General features: G+C 58.4%; 19 protein-coding genes and 1 riboswitch. Of the genes, 12 read left to right on the top strand and 7 right to left on the bottom strand.

The genetic code is table 11. The features are described 5' to 3' along the window. Window positions 1–44: 44 nt before the first annotated feature. From ACTNDJ_RS00225 to ACTNDJ_RS00210, 4 genes are read left to right on the top strand one after another with little or no spacing between them, the layout of a single operon-like run. The gene (locus ACTNDJ_RS00225; protein WP_441063771.1) at window positions 45–1,049 is read left to right on the top strand and encodes a nucleoid-associated protein; all 1,005 of its coding nucleotides are present in this window, start codon (window positions 45–47) and stop codon (window positions 1,047–1,049) included. A 12-nt stretch (window positions 1,050–1,061) separates the two neighbouring features. Then, on the top strand, window positions 1,062–1,484 hold the full coding sequence (locus tag ACTNDJ_RS00220; protein ID WP_441063773.1) for a hypothetical protein: 423 nt from the start codon (window positions 1,062–1,064) through the stop codon (window positions 1,482–1,484). Further along, window positions 1,481–1,825, top strand: coding sequence for a type II toxin-antitoxin system RelE family toxin (locus ACTNDJ_RS00215; RefSeq protein WP_441063775.1), 345 nt, complete (start codon window positions 1,481–1,483; stop codon window positions 1,823–1,825). Before ACTNDJ_RS00220 ends, ACTNDJ_RS00215 begins: the two co-directional genes overlap by 4 nt. Beyond that, on the top strand, window positions 1,822–1,977 hold the full coding sequence (locus ACTNDJ_RS00210; RefSeq protein WP_441063776.1) for a hypothetical protein: 156 nt from the start codon (window positions 1,822–1,824) through the stop codon (window positions 1,975–1,977). The genes ACTNDJ_RS00215 and ACTNDJ_RS00210 overlap by 4 nt, the downstream gene beginning before the upstream one ends. Before the next feature lie 70 nt (window positions 1,978–2,047). Here the strand turns inward: ACTNDJ_RS00210 and dapD are convergent, their stop codons facing one another. Genes dapD through dapA form a run of 3 tightly spaced genes read right to left on the bottom strand, consistent with a single transcriptional unit; the run spans window position 2,048 to window position 5,849 of the window. Next, window positions 2,048–2,767, bottom strand: coding sequence for a 2,3,4,5-tetrahydropyridine-2,6-dicarboxylate N-acetyltransferase (gene dapD / locus ACTNDJ_RS00205; RefSeq protein ID WP_154517324.1), 720 nt, complete (start codon window positions 2,765–2,767; stop codon window positions 2,048–2,050). Window positions 2,768–2,806: 39 nt separating this feature from the next. Further along, window positions 2,807–3,547, bottom strand: coding sequence for a 4-hydroxy-tetrahydrodipicolinate reductase (gene dapB / locus ACTNDJ_RS00200; RefSeq protein WP_441063777.1), 741 nt, complete (start codon window positions 3,545–3,547; stop codon window positions 2,807–2,809). Next, window positions 3,540–5,849, bottom strand: coding sequence for a 4-hydroxy-tetrahydrodipicolinate synthase (dapA, locus tag ACTNDJ_RS00195; protein WP_441063779.1), 2,310 nt, complete (start codon window positions 5,847–5,849; stop codon window positions 3,540–3,542). Before dapA ends, dapB begins: the two co-directional genes overlap by 8 nt. Before the next feature lie 65 nt (window positions 5,850–5,914). Next, window positions 5,915–6,083, bottom strand: a riboswitch (Lysine riboswitch). 144 nt (window positions 6,084–6,227) lie between these two features. On the opposite strand from dapA, the gene ACTNDJ_RS00190 reads away from it, so the two are divergent. The 3 genes from ACTNDJ_RS00190 to ACTNDJ_RS00180 all read left to right on the top strand — a co-directional run bounded on the left by ACTNDJ_RS00190 (window position 6,228) and on the right by ACTNDJ_RS00180 (window position 8,110). After that, a complete protein-coding gene (locus tag ACTNDJ_RS00190) occupies window positions 6,228–7,415 on the top strand; it encodes an N-acetyldiaminopimelate deacetylase (RefSeq protein WP_441048599.1) in 1,188 nt (395 codons plus the stop codon). 100 nt (window positions 7,416–7,515) lie between these two features. Continuing rightward, window positions 7,516–7,797, top strand: coding sequence for a type II toxin-antitoxin system RelE/ParE family toxin (locus ACTNDJ_RS00185; protein WP_441063780.1), 282 nt, complete (start codon window positions 7,516–7,518; stop codon window positions 7,795–7,797). Continuing rightward, entirely contained in the window at window positions 7,769–8,110 is a 342-nt protein-coding gene (locus ACTNDJ_RS00180) for a HigA family addiction module antitoxin (RefSeq protein ID WP_441063782.1), read from the top strand. The genes ACTNDJ_RS00185 and ACTNDJ_RS00180 overlap by 29 nt, the downstream gene beginning before the upstream one ends. A gap of 416 nt (window positions 8,111–8,526) precedes the next feature. Here ACTNDJ_RS00180 and ACTNDJ_RS00175 read toward each other — a convergent pair whose 3' ends face one another. Then, complete coding sequence (locus ACTNDJ_RS00175; RefSeq protein WP_441040960.1) at window positions 8,527–8,820, bottom strand: hypothetical protein; 294 nt, start codon at window positions 8,818–8,820, stop codon at window positions 8,527–8,529. 131 nt (window positions 8,821–8,951) lie between these two features. Between ACTNDJ_RS00175 and ACTNDJ_RS00170 the strand changes: the two genes are divergently transcribed. Then, entirely contained in the window at window positions 8,952–9,449 is a 498-nt protein-coding gene (locus tag ACTNDJ_RS00170; RefSeq protein ID WP_441063784.1) for a hypothetical protein, read from the top strand. A gap of 297 nt (window positions 9,450–9,746) precedes the next feature. Here ACTNDJ_RS00170 and ACTNDJ_RS00165 read toward each other — a convergent pair whose 3' ends face one another. Continuing rightward, window positions 9,747–9,941, bottom strand: a complete 195-nt coding sequence (locus ACTNDJ_RS00165; RefSeq protein ID WP_441063785.1) for a hypothetical protein — start codon at window positions 9,939–9,941, stop codon at window positions 9,747–9,749. A gap of 107 nt (window positions 9,942–10,048) precedes the next feature. On the opposite strand from ACTNDJ_RS00165, the gene ACTNDJ_RS00160 reads away from it, so the two are divergent. From ACTNDJ_RS00160 to ACTNDJ_RS00150, 3 genes are all read left to right on the top strand, one after another. Beyond that, a complete protein-coding gene (locus tag ACTNDJ_RS00160; protein ID WP_427795827.1) occupies window positions 10,049–10,591 on the top strand; it encodes a DUF4352 domain-containing protein in 543 nt (180 codons plus the stop codon). A 39-nt stretch (window positions 10,592–10,630) separates the two neighbouring features. Beyond that, complete coding sequence (locus ACTNDJ_RS00155) at window positions 10,631–11,053, top strand: XRE family transcriptional regulator (protein ID WP_441063786.1); 423 nt, start codon at window positions 10,631–10,633, stop codon at window positions 11,051–11,053. Window positions 11,054–11,151: 98 nt separating this feature from the next. Continuing rightward, a complete protein-coding gene (locus ACTNDJ_RS00150) occupies window positions 11,152–12,531 on the top strand; it encodes a serine/threonine protein kinase (RefSeq protein WP_441063787.1) in 1,380 nt (459 codons plus the stop codon). Between the two features lie 37 nt (window positions 12,532–12,568). Here the strand turns inward: ACTNDJ_RS00150 and ACTNDJ_RS00145 are convergent, their stop codons facing one another. Then, window positions 12,569–13,702, bottom strand: a complete 1,134-nt coding sequence (locus tag ACTNDJ_RS00145; RefSeq protein ID WP_441063789.1) for a coiled-coil domain-containing protein — start codon at window positions 13,700–13,702, stop codon at window positions 12,569–12,571. Window positions 13,703–13,936: 234 nt separating this feature from the next. Beyond that, complete coding sequence (locus tag ACTNDJ_RS00140) at window positions 13,937–14,272, bottom strand: hypothetical protein (RefSeq protein ID WP_441063790.1); 336 nt, start codon at window positions 14,270–14,272, stop codon at window positions 13,937–13,939. Window positions 14,273–14,492: 220 nt separating this feature from the next. On the opposite strand from ACTNDJ_RS00140, the gene ACTNDJ_RS00135 reads away from it, so the two are divergent. Beyond that, window positions 14,493–15,749, top strand: a complete 1,257-nt coding sequence (locus tag ACTNDJ_RS00135; protein ID WP_441063792.1) for a carboxylate--amine ligase — start codon at window positions 14,493–14,495, stop codon at window positions 15,747–15,749. The last annotated feature ends 31 nt before the right edge of the window (window positions 15,750–15,780 follow it).

Raw genomic sequence — 15,780 nt, 5'->3', positions numbered from 1 at the left:
TATACTGGTTCGTGCTAAAAGCGATCTAGAACGGAATGCCGTATATGAAAATCAATCACGCGATTCTGCATATCCTGGACTTTGACTCTGCCGTCAACGTCATGAGCCAGCGCGAGCTGGATATCGAAAGCCGTACCGTGCGCAGCTTTCTGACCACGCATCTGCGCCGCGCGCGTACCTCGGCCGACAATAAGCGCGCCACGTTTGCGGAGAACTCTGCGTTTGGCGGCGAGCTCAAGGGCTATTTCTTTGGTGAGCGTGAGTTCGTGGACTTGTCTCAGCAGATTGCGGAGTTCATCTCTTCCGAACTCACCAAGGCCGAGAAAGCCGAGTCCACCGACGTGCTTGTGGCGGACTTTGACGATGATGAAGATGCCCGCTGGTTTGCCGTGATGCTGCTGGGCTCCAAGCAGGCATTCATGCACGAGGTGGGTCGCGAAGAGGGCGAGGTTCGTAACGACATCGCGCGCCACTACGCCATTTTGCCAAACCCCTCGCAAAAGGTGCCGAGCTATGCCATCGTGCGTGCAAGCACCATGGAGATCGGCTATGTGGATAAGAAGCGCAAGATTGCCGGCGAGGATCGCATGCTTATCCCTGATGGTCTGCTGCAATGCGACACGGGCGTATCGGGCAAGGAAGTCATCGACACCGTGACGCGTGTGGTCGAGGAAGTCGCCGAAGAGCACGGCGCCAACACGGCCGTAGCGCTCGCCAAGGTTAAGGCTGCCGTTGCCGAGAAGGTTGAGGATGACGAAGAACTGCCGCCGTGGGATATCGTCGATGAGGTCTTTGAGGACGAGCCGGTCATCAAGGAGAGCGTGCGTGCGGCGCTGACCGAGGAGAAGGTGCCCGAGCGCGTGCCCGTGGAGCGCAAGCAGGTCGAGCGAGCGGCCGTACGCAATCATAAGATTCGTACCGACACGGGCATCGAGATCAGCTTCCCGGCCGAGATGGGTTCAAACTCCGAGTACATCGAGTTCGTCAACGAGCCCAACGGCCTCATCTCCATCGAGCTCAAAAACATCGGTAGCATCGAGAATCGATAAGGCTTTTAACTTTTGAATAAAAGTCTGGATTATATTTTGAAGTATACTTTGAAATATAATCCAGATTATTTTTTGGAGGTCAAAATGTCCCCACTTGTTCTGGAAAAACCGGTGTTTACAAAAGACCAGGTTGTTTCTGCTACCGAAGCAAGCAAGTCCTTATCCACCATTCGTAAACGCGCAAAACGCGCGCCTCAGTTCATTGCTGATCATAATGATATCGATACCGTGATTATCGACTATGCTGCCTATGAGGAAATGTACGGCGCGCTGCAGTATCTGCGTGAACTTGAGATAAATCGCATCGCTGCGGATCGAGTCAAGCATGGTCCGCATGAGTTTGTTCCGTTTGAGGACGCCTTAACTGCCGAGGACCTCGCGGAGCTTGAGTCGATGGATCCGGACGCGATTCCCGACGAGGACCTTTTCGAATGAGCGGGCATTTTGTTGTCGGCTTTTTGAATCGAGACGTCGAGAAGGAATATCAAAAACTAGATGGATCCCAGCGCAGGCTCGTCCGTATTGCCGTCGCAAAATTAAAGACGCGCGCTGATGAAATCGGAACGCCGCTTCACGGCGAGCTCGCCGGCTGCAAAAAGATTAAATGGCGGAATGCGGGACTCAAAATAGTTTTCCGAATCCGAGAGGACGGAATGGTTGAGATTGCCGAGATTGTAGCAATAGGGCGGCGCGATCGTTCCGAGGTCTATAAGACGGCCGTAGGGCGCCTGTCAAAGCAACCCGCCATGGTTGAATACGACGGAGCCCTGAGATGATGAAGACCGAAGCCTCGGACGAGGGCTTCGGCCTTTTTACTTGGGGCTTAATCACGTTGCAGGTTGAGCATAAGTCAGCGAAAACGACCCAGAGCGAGCAAGGTGACGTGAAAGAGGAGGGCATTGACCTTCTGGTCATGCCCGACGATTGAACGTCAGATTGCCGCTCTGGGTCGTTTGGAGCGTCGAGCCGTTACGCGGTTTGGTAAAACCGCGTAACTATTAGAGCTGGCGCAGACCTTCCTCGAGACCGGTCTTGCTGTCGGTCTTCTCGTCGCGCATCTTGATAACGCGGGCAGGGACACCGGCCACGACGGCGCCGGCGGGGACGTCCTCGACGCACACGGCGCCGGCGGCAACGACAGCACCCTTGCCTACGCGCACGCCTTCCAGGACCACAGCATTGGCGCCGATCATAACGTCGTCCTCGATGATGACGGGCGTGGCGCTGGCGGGCTCCACGACGCCTGCCAGCACGGTGCCGGCGCCGATGTGGCAGTTCTTGCCCACGGTGGCGCGACCGCCCAGCACGGCGCCCATATCGATCATGGAGCCTTCGCCAATGACGGAGCCGATGTTGATGATGGCGCCCATCATGATGACGGCACGGTCGCCGATCTCGACGCGGTCGCGGATGATCGCGCCCGGCTCGATGCGGGCGTTGATGCCCTTGAGGTCGAGCATGGGCACGGCGGAGTTGCGGCAGTCGTTCTCCACATCGTAGTAGTCGATGGAATCGACGTTGGCGTCGAGGATTGCCTTGAGCTCATCCCAGTCGCCAAAGACGGTCTTGCCACGGCGGCCGCCATAGACATGCGCATTGCCCCACTGGACCTTCATGCCCGGCTTTTCGCGCACGTACAGCTTGACGGGCGTCTTCTTGGGCGCGGTGGCGATATAGTTGATAATCTCCTGTGCATCCATTTCGGCTGCGTTGCTCATTTGCGGTCTCTCCTTTGGGTGGATCCGGTTGATACCTGGTTAGGCAAACATGACCTGGTCGAACGTATAGAAGCCGGGTTCGCGGGTGACGAGCTTCTGCGCGGCTGCCAAGGCGCCGTTGACAAAGATCTGACGACTCGTGGCGCGATGCGCGAGCGTGACCTCCTCGTCCTGGCCAAAGAAACTCACTTTGTGCACGCCGGCGACAGTGCCACCGCGCAGCGAGTGCATGCCGATCTCCTTGGGGTCGCGCGCTCCGCACATGCCCTCGCGGCCATAGACGGGGTGGTAGCCTGCCTCGGGCTCGGCTTCGACGACGGCGTCGAGCAGCAACTTGGCAGTGCCGCTGGGGGCGTCGACCTTTTGGTTGTGGTGCGTCTCGACGATTTCGCAGTCAAAGCCGGGCAGCTCTCGCGTGGCCTGTGCCACCAGATGACGCAGGGCTGCGATACCGATGGAGTAATTGCCGGAGTGCATGACGCGGGTGCTCTGACCCAGCTCGCGCAGGCGATCCATCTGCTCGGGCGTATAGCCTGTGGTGCCCGAGACCAACGCCGTGCCCGTGCGCTCGACATAGGCGACGACGGCGTCGAAGGTCGCAACGTTCGAGAAGTCGATGATGACGTCGGCTGCCGGAGCGTTCTCGAGCTCGGACAAGTCGAAGCCGATCTGGGCGACGATGTCAAAAACGGGCTCTCCGGCAGCGTCGACAATACCCTCGGCGGTAGTGCGGATGAGCGAGCCCATGCGGCCCGTTCCCATAATGACGGTCTTAATCAAGCAGACCAGCTCCCTTCAGAGCATCGGTAAGTGCGGAGCGCGTGTCGTCTGCCATGGGGCACAGCGGCATGCGGTAGTTTGCCTCGATCATACCCATCTGGGCGAGCGCTTCCTTGACGGGGATGGGGTTGACCTCGCTAAAGAGGGCATTGATGAGCGGCTGGCCGGCAATCTGGATATCGCGGGCACGTGCCACGTCACCGTCCAGATAGGCGCGGCACATGTCATGTACGAGCTGCGGCTGCACGTCGGCCCACACGCTGATGGTGCCCGAAGCACCCAGACTCATGAGCGGCACGGTGAGCGCGTCCTCGCCCGAGTACATGCGGAAGTTGTCGGACAGCAGGTGGGCGATCTTGGCAGCGTAGGCGACGTTGCCCGAGGCTTCCTTAATACCCATGATGTTGGGGTGCGCGGCCAAGCGCTCCACGTTGCGCTCGCTGATGCCGCAGCCACAGCGGCCGGGGATGTTGTACAGGATGCAGGGGATGTCTACGGCATCGGCGACGGTCTTAAAGTGCTGGTAGATACCCTCTTCGTTGGATTTGTTGTAGTAGGGGGTAATGAGCAGTAGACCGTCGGCTCCCAAGCCCTGGTAAGTGAGCGACTTGGTGAGCATGGTCTGCGTGGAGTTGGAGCCCGAGCCGGCGATGACGGGGACGCGTCCTGCAACTTGCTTGACCACCGCGGCGACAACGGAGTTGTCCTCGTCGTCGGTCATCGTGGCGCTCTCGCCGGTGGTGCCCAGGGCGAGGATGGCGTCGGTGCCATTTTGCAGGTGGAAATCGATAAGGCGCTCGAGCGCATCAAAGTCGACACTGCCGTCCTTTTTAAACGGCGTAACCAGGGCGACGATTGAGCCCTCGAGATTGCGGATGTCCATGTTCTTCTCCTTCGCTTCGGCGATCTGGATGCGCTTGTTCCATTGGGCGGCGACTGCCAGGCGCTCGTCTTGGGCGCGGCGGCGGGCACTTTCGGCGCGCGACTTGGCCAACAGTTCTCGGCCGCACGGCAGCACGTCGAGCGTGGCAAAGTAATCGCCCGGGCGCTCGGCGCGGCGGATGAGGTCGGCCGCGCCATCGGGGCGCAGCAGGACCTCGGCGGAGCGCAGCCGTCCGTTGTAGTTGTAGCCCATGGAGTAGCCATGCGCACCGGTATCGTGGATTACAAGCAGGTCGCCCATGTCGATATGCGGTAGCTCGCGATCGATGGCGAACTTATCGTTGTTCTCGCACAGATTGCCCGTGATGTCATAGGTGTTCGTGACGGGCGCTGTGCCCTTGTCGGCGCCGCCCGGCTGACCCATCACCGTAATGTGGTGGTAGGCACCATACATGGCGGGGCGGATCAAATCGACGGCGCTTGCATCGACACCGATATAGTCCTTGTAGATCTGCTTCTCGTGGATGGCCTTGGTGACCAGGCAGCCGTAGGGGCCCATCATAAAGCGGCCCATCTCGGTGTAGATTGCCACATCGCCCATGCCTGCGGGGACCAGGATCTCGTCGTATGCCGCGTGCACTCCCTCGCCGATGGCGTGAATGTCGTTGGCCTGCTGCTCGGGTAGGTAGGGGATGCCGACGCCGCCGGATAGATTGATGAAGGCGACGTGTGCGCCGGTCTCGCGCTCCAGGCGCACGGCAAGCTCAAAGAGGATGCGCGCGAGCTTGGGGTAGTAGTCGTTGGTGACGGTGTTGCTGGCAAGGAAGGCGTGGATGCCAAAGTCCTCGGCACCCTTGGTCTTGAGCATACGGAAGGCCTCGAAGAGTTGCTCGGTGGTCATGCCGTATTTGGAGTCGCCGGGGTTGTCCATGATGCCGTTGGAGAGCTGGAACAGGCCGCCCGGATTAAAGCGGCAGCTGACCGTCTTGGGGATGGGTCCCGCAACGCGCTCAAAGAACTCGATGTGGCTGATGTCGTCAAAGTTGACGATGGCACCCAGCTTGTCGGCGAGCTCAAAGTCCGCAGCCGGCGTGTCGTTGGACGAGAACATGATGTCGTGTCCCGTGATACCCAGCGAGCGGGCGATCATGAGCTCGGTATAGCTCGAGCAATCGCAGCCGCAGCCGTATTCGTTGAGAATGGAGATGAGTGCCGGGTTGGGGTTGGCCTTGACGGCAAAGTATTCCTTAAAGCCCGGGTTCCACGCAAAGGCGTCGCGCACCTCTTGCATGTTGCGGCGGATGCCCGCCTCGTCGTATAGATGAAACGGCGTGGGGAACTGCTCGACGATATGCTCGAGCGTCTCCTTGTCCACAAACGGCTGCTTGGCCGCATATGCCTCGTTGGGGGTCAATGCCATGTCCCGTAAACCTCGCTATCCAGACGGCGCCATCTGCGCATCGAATCCGCATAGCGTGGACCCAATGTCCGGATAGCGCTCCCGCATTGCTGCAGACAGTCCTGTGGGTGTTTCCCACAGGCCCACCAGGTTGTTCGTGCCCGAAAAACCCAGTTCGGCGGGTTTCGCCTCCCCGCGGGGTCAAAGCCTGCCGACTCGCCCGCGGCTCTTCGTGCCCGCGCCTCTATCAAGTGGTAAAGACCCTATCACGTTGCACTTTACCAAACAAGAGTATTCGTATATAACGTTTAAAAAATGCAGGGATATGCTGGAAACATGTGCGCCACAATCCTGTATCACAATAAGTTGCAACAAATGTGCCTCACGAAGGGATCCTCTATGACCGAGCTCCAAGAACTCCGTCGCTATCGCCGCGATCTCCATCGCATTCCGGAGCTCGATTTCGATCTTCCGCAAACCATTGCCTATATCGAGGGCGTGCTGGCACCGCTCACCTGCGAAGTGACCCATCCGTGCCCCAGCTGCGTCTGCGCTTTCTTCGACGCCGGCGTTGATGCCGCGCATGCCACGGCGATTCGCGCCGATATGGATGCGCTGCCCATTGAGGAGGCGACAGGGGCGGCCTTTGCCTCGACCCATCCCGGCAAGATGCACGCTTGCGGACATGACGGTCACATGGCCATGGCACTTGCCGCCGCGACGTATGTCGACCGTACGATTCGCGAGCAGCCGGGCGTCATGAGGCGCAACGTGCTCTTTGTGTTCCAGCCGGCCGAGGAAACGACCGGTGGTGCCAAGACGGTATGCGAGAGCGGCGTGTTCGAGCGCTATGGGGTCGACCGCATTTTTGGCTTCCATGTGTGGCCCGATCTGCCTGCCGGCACGTTGGCGAGCTGTTCCGGTCCGCTGCTGGCGCGTTCGAGCGAGACGCATATCTATATTCACGGTACGAGCATCCATATTGCTAAGACCTATGGCGTGCCGGTCGAGGAGTCGCACGATGCCGCGTTGGCGGCAGCGAAGTTTTTGGTTGCCGAGCGCGAGCTGATGGACGAGCTGGGCGGCGACGAGCCCTGTATCGGCAAGTTTGGTCTGCTGCAGGCCGGTACGGTTTGCAACGCGGTGGCGGGGGAGGCCCATGTGGCCGGAAGCCTGCGTGTGTTTACGGACGGCATGTTCGACCGGGCGCGCGAGGGCGTGCGCCGCGTGCTGGACGATGCCTGTGCCGCAACGGGCTGCACGTACGATCTCGACTTTGCCGAGGGCTATCCGCCGGTCGACAACGACTCCGAGTTGTTCGCCAGCGTCGCGCCTGCCTTGCCCGGCCTGCAGCTTGTGGAGGAGCCGCTGTTAATTGCCGAGGACTTTGCGTTCTATCAGCGCCATCTGCCGGGCGTGTTCTTCTTGCTGGGCACGGGTGTGCCGGAGGGTCAAGAAAACCCGAGCGATTCGGATGGCTGTCCCGCCTATGCCACGAGCGCCCTTCACACTGATACCATGCTCTTTGACGAGGAAATTCTGCTCAAGGGCCTCGATGTCTACAAACGATTGCTTTTGCTTGGTTAATCGGCGCGGTCGCATGTTCTAGAAAATACGAACAAATGTACGGTATAATAGAGATGTATGTCTGTAGAAACGTTTGACGTTATTAACGTAAGGCGATACTATGATTGCATCGTACAAAGATGAGGATACCGAACGTTTTGCAATGGGTGTGCGGGTCAGGAGGTTCGTGCCCTTTGAGCGGGTCGCATTGAGGAAGATTCGTCAACTGCAGGTTTGTGATTCACTTGATGACCTTCGCGTTCCTCCGGGCAATCGTCTTGAAGCGTTGAAGGGCGATCGCGCCGGCCAATATAGTATCCGTGTTAATGAGCGCTATCGGGTCTGCTTTGAGTGGAGACAGGGGATGGCTTGGAATGTCGAAATCGTCGATTATCACAAGTGATGAGACCGCGCCCGATTTGCTGTTACCGGTGACTCCTGGTGAACTTCTCAAAGAGGAATTTCTTGTTCCTATGGGCATTTCTCAATATCGTCTTGCTAAGGAGACCGGGATTCCGGCACAGCGTATTGGGCAGATTATTTTGGGGAGGCGTCGTGTTACGGCTGACACCGATCTTCGCCTTTGCCGCTACTTTGGCCTAACGGATGGTTATTGGCTGCGCGCCCAGATAGCGTTTGACCTCGAGGCGGAAAAGAGGCGCATCGAGCCGGAACTGGATAAGATCGTTCCTGTTCAGCAGGCTATCGCATTGTAGTGTTCAAAGATGTTGAGGTTGAAGTGACGATGGGGCGACGCCGACAGTCTGCCGTTTATAGTCCCGGTGGGTGTGGATGCGGCTTGTTGTTGCTTCCGGTTATTGCTGTGAGCATTGGCGTTATGTTTGCGCTTGCCGGGTTGGCGGCAGCGGCACTCGTGTTGCTGATCGTGGCCATTGGCGTGACGATTTGGCTCTGCCGCAATCGCGAGCAACGCCATGCCGACGGCAAAACCAATGTCGGCGGGGGTCGTCTTCCTGATTATTGCGTACCCGCTGAGTGTCAGCTACCTGGTGTTCTTTGTCCTGTTGATGATCAGTGCCTTTACCGGGGAATCCGTAACGGTGGGGTAGGCTTCGACGAGCTTCTTGAGGATGAAGCTAGGGGGCGGACCCTGAATGAACCGCGCCCCGCATCAACAAGTTTCATTCGTTGTGTAGCAATCCGAATGCGCAAGCGTTTGGCGCGAGAGCACCGCCGCCAGCAACACGGGGATGCAGGCCGCAATCGCCAGCCCCCATGCCAGCCCATCGCAAAAGCGCGTCAACGTCGAGCCTGACCACGGCCATTTCCTGCTCGAGTTTGTAGGCTCGCTCGATGTGAGCTCGTCGATCTTGAGCTCCATAACCGCGCGGCTGCGCGAGTTGGACTCGACCACTCCGATCGGTGTTACAGTGACGCCGATGAGCGTCACTGCAATAGACTCCACTGGATCTCCTGGCAGGACATAGGTCAACTTGCGATTGCATTATCCGCTGTGGTCACAAATCAGCTGGCAACTGAGTAATCGGCCTAAAGCACGGGGTAAAATACGCCAAAGAGGAAGGAATGGAGGCTGAAATGGAAGAGTTCGAGTTCAAGGACGAGCAGCAGGAAGAGAGCGTGAAGACAACGCTGACGGAAACCGACCTTGAGCTTGACGATGCGGAAAAGAAGCCTCTCATGCAGGCCACCCGAGAAAAGGTGGAAGCCATTCCCGATATCGTTAAGGAGCGCGCAGCGAAAGCCGTCCAATTCGTCAAAGAACATAAGAAGGGGATTGTCGCCTGGGCGGCTGCCATTGGGGCTGTCGCCTACGTTGCCAACAACTCGCATGAGAAAGATCAGCTGCTGGAAAAGAATACTCGGCTGACGGAAGAAAACGCTCAGCTGTCAGACGACCTCGTAATAGAGCGCGAGGTCTCAGACCGTTTGGCATCGCGAGTGGTGGAGCTCGAGAATCTCTGCGATGAGAAAGACGACTATTTCCAAGAGACGATTTCGGACGGACTGCGTCATGGAAGTTCCCTCGCCGGAAAGCACATGGCCGACCGAAGGCAATATCTCAATGAGGGGTAGGCCGGTTCTTGCTACGCGCCATTACGCCCAACGCCTAGCCTGCAACGCTGGGGCGGCGCACTCATTCCTGGCAGCAGCGCAGGAAAGACGTCTGCGCAGCCGTCAGGGGTGCTATTTGGTTCAGTTCCAAGCCTCATCCAGCCGTCAGCTAACCCGCCTGCCCCTCGCCGTCGTCGCGGCGTATCGCGCCCATCGTCTGCTTTGAGCCGCAGGCCGTGTCATTGCCGCCCACGATGGCCTTGTGGTTGTTGGATGTGGTCGGGCCCATGCGACCCTTGGGCGGTTCTCAGCCCGCATCTACCAGGATTCTGTCGAGCTCGTGCGAGCATCGAGCGTGCAGGGCATGCTCGAGAGCGTCGTCGTCCGTATGGACCACGCCGTGCAGGTTCGCCATGTCGGAAATCGAGGCAAGGCGCTGCAGGCGTAGAACCAGTAGTTCAAATCGATGTTGGCAAGCCTCGAGGTGTCATCGGCGATGGACACGCGCTTCATGCTCTTCTATATGGCAACCTTAGCTCTCAGCTAATGAATTCAAGTTTAATCCTTCCTACGATGTGCTGTGTACCGGCGCGGTAGCCGGATCGTAGGAAGGATGCATAATGAAAAAGCTCGAAAACGAAGTGCTGCTGAGCCGTCGCGCTGCACTTGGCGCATTCGCCACCGTCGCCTTGGGGACTGCCGGTCTTCTTGCCGGTTGTGGTAGCGATAAGGCGACCGTCACCGAGGACGCTGGCGATGGCGACAAGAAGGAAGAGGCGAAGAAGGAAGAGCAGCCTACGACTGACCTGGCGGTTGGCACGACGGTGACCACGGCTGCCGGTCTTTCCGTCGTTGTCGATTCCGTCCAGCCCGGCCTTACAAATTATGACGGTTCGACTATGACGGGCATTCACGTCACGTACGTCAACAATGGCGATGAGGGCGCAGATTACAATGTCTACGACTGGAAGGGCGAGGACGCCAACGGCGCCCAACAGAATCAGGGTTACTACAGCGAGGGCTCCGATGAGCTGCAGTCTGGTACCCTTTCCGCCGGTGGCTCCGTGGCGGGCAATATCTACTTTGATGGCGATATCAAGAAGGCACTGTATTTTGCCAACATGTTTGATAAGTCTGCCACTGCAAGCTGGGTGCTGGCCTAGCATGTCGCTACCGTTGCGCCGGATGGGAGGTGAAGTCGTATGCCCGATAAAAAGCTGACCGAGGAGTTGCTCAATGAGCTTCTCGATGCGCCGAACATTGATGGCTATATCAGGGAGCACGACTTTGCCGCCCCGTCGCTTTCGGATTACCTGAAGCAGCTACTGCAGGAAAAGGGCTTGGAGCGCTCGCGCGTGGTTCGTATGGCCGATCTCAATGAGACCTTTGGCTATCAGATCTTTACCGGTGTGCGTCATCCGAGTCGCAATAAGGTGCTGCAGATTGCCTTTGCGATGGCGCTGACGCTCAAAGAGACCAACCGTGCGCTGACGGCTGCCGGGGTAAGCGTCCTTAACTGCAAGGACCGCCGCGATGCGATTATCATCTTTTGCATCGATCGCGGGTGCAGCCTCCAAAAGGTCAACGAGGAGCTGTATCGCTTTGGCGAGGAGACGGTGAATTAGCCGCTGATATCTGAGCCGGCGGAGCTGTCGAACAACGATGCAAACGAACGGGGCGCGGATGCGATGGGGTGTCTGCGCCCTGCGCTATGATGGAGGCTATGGATACTCAGGCCCCAACATATTCCAATGACGAGCTGACCGCAGCGCTTGCCGAGCACCTGGCGTCGCTCGATCGCGACGACAGCTATCGCGTGGAGCGTGTACTTAAGCGCTCGTCCGTTGAAACAACCGAGCTCGTGTACTTTGAAGGAGCCGGCGGTGGTTCGCTCGGTCCCTTTGTCCGTAAACGCATCGATGCTTCGGCTCAAATCGGCGGGGCATACGAGCGTCTGTTTGCCGCTCAGCGGGCAGGCAGGCGTTTTGAGCACCTGCCCAGAATCGTCGATTGTCGTCGTTCGGGCGACGAGCTCAACGTGGTTATGGAATACATCGAAGGGGAGACACTCGGGGCACTGGTGGACCGTCTGGGATCCGCTCCCGATTATGCGCGTGAATTGTATCCTGTCCTTTGCGACGCCGTGGGCGAGCTCCATGCCGGTTTTGCAATGGCGGGGGAGGCTTCGGCGCCGGTGATCCATCGCGACCTCAAGCCGTCGAATATCATCGTGGCAGGTGCCAACTATACGCCTGATGACGGCCTGACGTTTTCATCGCTGGTGATTATCGACTTGGGGATCGCGCGCGTGTGGCGCGATGGCGCCGATGCCGATACTGTCAAGTTTGGGACACGGCCCTATGCGCCGCCCGAGCAGTATGGGTTTGGGCAGACGAGCGTGCGAAGCGACGTCTACGCACTTGGCGCCCTGTTGTTCTTCTGCTTGACGGGAGTCGACCCTAAACCAGGGCTCGACATGCGCGAGCAATGCGAGGCATGCGGCGTTCCCGGCCCATTGGCCGATGTCGTTTGCATGGCGATGGCGCTCGATCCGGCCAAGCGCTTTGCGAGTGCGGAAGCGTTGGGACGGGCGACGCGCGCGGCATACGATCTGAGTCGCCCCGTGCGGCCTCCTGCGCCTGCGCCTGTCCGTACTCCGGCCTCGGAGACGTTGTTGACGCCCCAAGGGCTCCAGAACCCCGCAAGGCTTCCTAGGCCTGCCACCTCCGCTGCATGCGGTCTGCTCTCTCGCGTTCCGGAGTCCCTGGGGCGCATTTGGAATACGCTCGTCTGCTTCTCGCTGCTTGTGTTCTTTGCCGGAAGTCACTTTGCCGTCTTTCAACCCACGGGAGCAAACCAAAGCTACCCGACGTGGCTTCTCATAATCGAGTATTTTTTCTTTGTCGATGGCCTTATGGCGCTTATGCATTTTGCGGTGCTCGATAAGCGCCGTCTACGTCGGCGATTCGCACTGCTCGACAGCTATCGCGGCAAGAAACTCGCGAAACTCTGGCTCAAGGCATTGGGTGTGCTGCTCCTATGCATGATCGTCATAGTCGCGGTTGCCAATGCGACCGGCGTCGTCGATACCTCCGCTACCTAAAAGAAAAGGGCCCCATTGGGGCCCTTTGCAGTTGCACTTAGATGCGGTTCATCTGAGCGGCGACTTTGTTGTACCAGTCCTGCCACGTGGGTGGGCAGTACTTTTTGGCCGCAGCCGGGGTAAGGGTGGAGCCGTAGTTGGCGCCCAGATAGGCAACGTGAGCGAAGATGCCCTCGCTCCAGCTGCCAAAGCTGCGCCAACCGCCGCCACGTGCACTCCAGCCCCAGGCGTTGTAAGAATTGGCGCAATAAGCACCCTTGGTGCTCTCGATGCAGGCGATGGCGGGGGACCAACGGGGGTCGACACCGGTATTCCAAGCGGCGACGGCAAAGTTATAGCCCTGGCCTGCCATAGGGGAGCCGGCGAGGTAATTGTCGATGCGGCTCGTCCACTCATTAATGAACGAATCGTAATCGGAACTACCGGTGTTGGCGTTGTTCACCGTGGTGTCGATGGTGGTGTTGGCGTTGGTGGCCTGGCTGCTGGAATTGCTGCCGCTCACGCCCTCGCCCGAGAGCTTCTCGGCGGCAGCGGCCTTATCGGCCTCAAGCTTGGCAAGCTCGGCGGCATTTTCCTGCTCGGCTTTTGCCTGTGCCTCGCTGCGGAGCTGCTGGGCCTGCGCCAGCGCATCCTCGGCGTTTTTCTGCTCTGCCTCAAGCTGAGACTTGGCCTGCTGGAGCTCGGCCTTGTTCTGCTCGAGTTCGGTTTGCATGTTATTGAGCTCTTCGATCTCGTCGACGCTCGAGCTCGTGATCTGGTTGGTGTATTTGCAGGTCGTGATGAACTCACCCAGGCTCTGTGCGTTGACCAGGAAGCTCACGATGGGGTTGGTGCCCTTCTGGTACTTATACAGATCGCGCATGGCGGAGCTTGCCTTGGCCTGCTGTTCGGGTAACTCGGCCTCAATCTTATCGATGTTCGCCTCATTGGAGTCGATCTGCTTCTGCAGATCGCCGAGCTTGGTGCGGGCATCGTTGTAGGCGCTCGTGGCGGCTTCGATCTTCTGCTGGGCGGCGGCAAGCTGATCCTGCGTTGCCTGCGAGGCGGCATACGCCGCGACGGGGGAGAGCATCGGCGTGGCCGTCAACGCAACGGCGAGCGCGGCGCTCGTGATGATACGAGCCGGCTTCGACGCGATGAGCGCTGCGGTGCGATGATTCGAATGCTGCATCCAGTCCCTCTGCAATCAATCGTAGGTTATTGTTCCTCAGGTATTCTACTACTGCTTTCGACCTCAACTTGAACCTTAAAGGTTTTAAAGGGTCAAGTTGAACTTGAGACTTTGGCTTTGACCTGCAGTTATATCGAATTGTTGAGAAACCATAGAGTTCAACTTTAACGTTACGGGGGCCTGTTTGGGACGGGCTTTGGACTGTGAAGGCTATCTCAACGTTGGGGTTTGTGGCTATAAGGCCCCATTGCGGCGAGCTTGCCCTACTTCGTTGAGCGCCTGGGCGGGGGTGAACGAACAGGTGCCGTCGCCGAGTTTGATTACCCCGATGTTGTCCCCGGCGTGGGCATCGGAGACGAGGCCAAACTGATCGATGGCGGTATCGTGTCCGCCGGCGACGGGCGTCTTGCGCGTGCCTTTGTGCGCCGATGTATCGATGGAGGTGATGTAGGCGGCACCGTCGTAAGCGTCGTTTGCGGTGCGCAGAGGAGCAGTCGCTTGCTCGCGCTGCGCCAACTCGCGTTTTGCGGCATCGAGGATGGGGTTATCGGTTGGAAGTTCCTGGATCACGCGTGCGCCTTTCACTCGGGGGTATCAATATGCTGAACCCTACAACAACGGTGGGTTCATTACCGTTTGTCATACGGCGGTGAGCGCGGCCTTCATGCTGGATAATTGCGTTGATTGTCATAGATACAGTGGAGCTTTAGGTGGAAACGGTCCGGCACGCTAAAATAAACAGGTTGCATAAAGACCGCCCGTCGTGGGCAGTTCTAGATAGGAAGTTTCCATGGCATTGCAGTTTACAGAGCGCGAGTTTATCCCCGTGCTGCTCGGTGGCGACATCAACGCCTATTCGGTGGCGCGCGCCTTTTACGAGGAGTATCAGGTCAAGAGCCTGGTCTTTGGCAAGTACCAGACCGGTCCTGCGTACCGCAGCCAGATTATCGACTACACGCCCAATGTGGATATCGACACCATGCCGGTCATGATCGAGACCATTAACGGTGTCGCGCAGGCCAATCCCGATAAGAAGATTATTCTCATGGGCTGCGGCGACAACTATGTCGCGCTTGCCGCACAGGCTCAGGATGCCGGCGAGCTCGCCTCAAACGTCATTGCGCCCTATGCGCCCTACAGCATGCTCGAACAGTGCCAGAAGAAGGAAATCTTCTACGAGCTGTGCGAGAAGCACGGTGTTCCCTATCCGCATACGTTTACCTTTACCATGGCCATGCTCAACGCCCGGGGCGAGGCTCCTGCCGAGGTGCTCGACCAGATTGATTTTCCCTTCCCGATGATCCTGAAGCCTTCCGACGGCATCATGTGGTGGGAGCACGAGTTCGAGGGCCAGAAGAAGGCCTACGAGATCGCCGATCGCGCCGAGCTGGAGCAGGTCATTCGCGACGTATACGCGAGTGGCTACACCGATGATCTGATCCTGCAGGATCGCGTGCCCGGCAACGACGAGTACATGCGCGTGCTTACCAGCTATTCCGACCGTAACGGCAAGGTGCGCATGATGTGCCTGGGCCACGTGCTGCTCGAGGAGCACCAGCCTCACGGCGTTGGCAACCACGCCTGCATCATCACCGAGCCCAATGACGAGCTCATGGGCGGCGTGCGCAAGTTGCTCGAGGACCTCAAGTTTACGGGCTTCTCCAACTTTGACGTCAAATATGACGAGCGCGACGGTTCGTTTAAGTTCTTCGACTTCAACACTCGCCAGGGCCGCAGTAACTACTACGTCACCAACAGTGGCTTTAACGTTGCCAAGTACGTAGTGGACGAGTATGTGTACAACCGCCCGTTTGTGCCCGAGTTTGTGACGGCGCAGAACGAGGCGCTGTGGATGGTTGTCCCCATGGGCGTGGTCGATAAATACGTCAAGGATCCCGAGCTGCGCGCTAAGGCGCATCGCCTGGTCAAGGAGGGTAAGGCCGCCGACCCCTCGTTTATGAAGGGCGACTTTGTCTTTAACCGCTGGCTGCGCATGTGGCACACCAAGCTGCGTCACTTTAAGCTGTTTAAGACGTATTACAAATAGGATGAACGTCGCGCCTGCCCGGTTTGTATCG

It is taken from the genome of Collinsella sp. HCP3S3_D1 (assembly GCF_052064015.1).
Classification (GTDB): Bacteria; Actinomycetota; Coriobacteriia; order Coriobacteriales; family Coriobacteriaceae; genus Collinsella.
This window is presented reverse-complemented; position numbering and strand designations above follow the sequence as displayed.